The following is a 649-nucleotide window of genomic DNA, read 5'->3' as shown; positions in this document are numbered from 1 at the left end:
ACCGCTGCTCTCAGCCGAGATTTTCCGGAACGTCATCATCAGGCGTTGGCTCCATTCTCATCGTCGGTCCGGGCGGAGCGGGGCGTCCTGCCCTCCTGAATGTCGAGCACCCTGCCGGTTGTAAGATCAATACGTCTGAGCATAGGGTTCTGCACTGCGATCAAGGTTACCAATCGGCCGAGAATCTCATCAAGCGTGGGCCCGTCGGAAGCTTCCGGCGAGAGGATTTCAATAATCAGGGATAGCTTGTCCTCAATAGCCCGAAACCGTTCCCACAGGTCGTCGTCCTGGACTAGGGATCTGCTTTGCCTTCTGTCTGCCTCGCGCATTATCATCGTTTCCCATGTGAGGACCGAGGGAAGTGTGACGTGGCATCACGCGACTTTACTGATTTTCTTCTGCCCGAGGCATCCTTCATCGCCCGCGCCTGCGCAAAAGGTAACATTTGCGCAGGCCGGAACAGCAAATCAACATGCGCTCTCGGGTTGCGACCTGCACGTGCCGCAACCAGACGGATCCCGCACTTGTCGACGCCACCAAGGTGATACCACGGGTTTGTCCGACGAACGGATTCTCCGCGACGTTCACGCGGTAATGGCTCCGTCCGAACGTCGTGTTTAGGCAGTAGTCATAAGATGTCACTTGCTAC

1 protein-coding gene is annotated in these 649 nt (G+C 56.7%); it reads right to left on the bottom strand.

Features of this window, described 5'->3' with window-relative positions; genetic code table 11:
• Positions 1–38: 38 nt before the first annotated feature.
• Complete coding sequence (locus B7449_RS15290) at positions 39–335, bottom strand: hypothetical protein (protein ID WP_048883787.1); 297 nt, start codon at positions 333–335, stop codon at positions 39–41.
• Positions 336–649 lie beyond the last annotated feature (314 nt).

It is taken from the genome of Komagataeibacter intermedius TF2 (assembly GCF_000964425.1).
Lineage (GTDB): Bacteria > Pseudomonadota > Alphaproteobacteria > Acetobacterales > Acetobacteraceae > Komagataeibacter > Komagataeibacter intermedius.
The sequence above is the reverse complement of the archived record's forward strand: the minus strand, read 5'-3'. Positions and strand labels throughout refer to the sequence as shown.

Bases quoted from the DNA above. Each gene is read 5' to 3' on its own strand.
- B7449_RS15290 (WP_048883787.1), bottom strand. From the start codon at position 335: ATGATAATGCGCGAGGCAGACAGAAGGCAAAGCAGATCCCTAGTCCAG.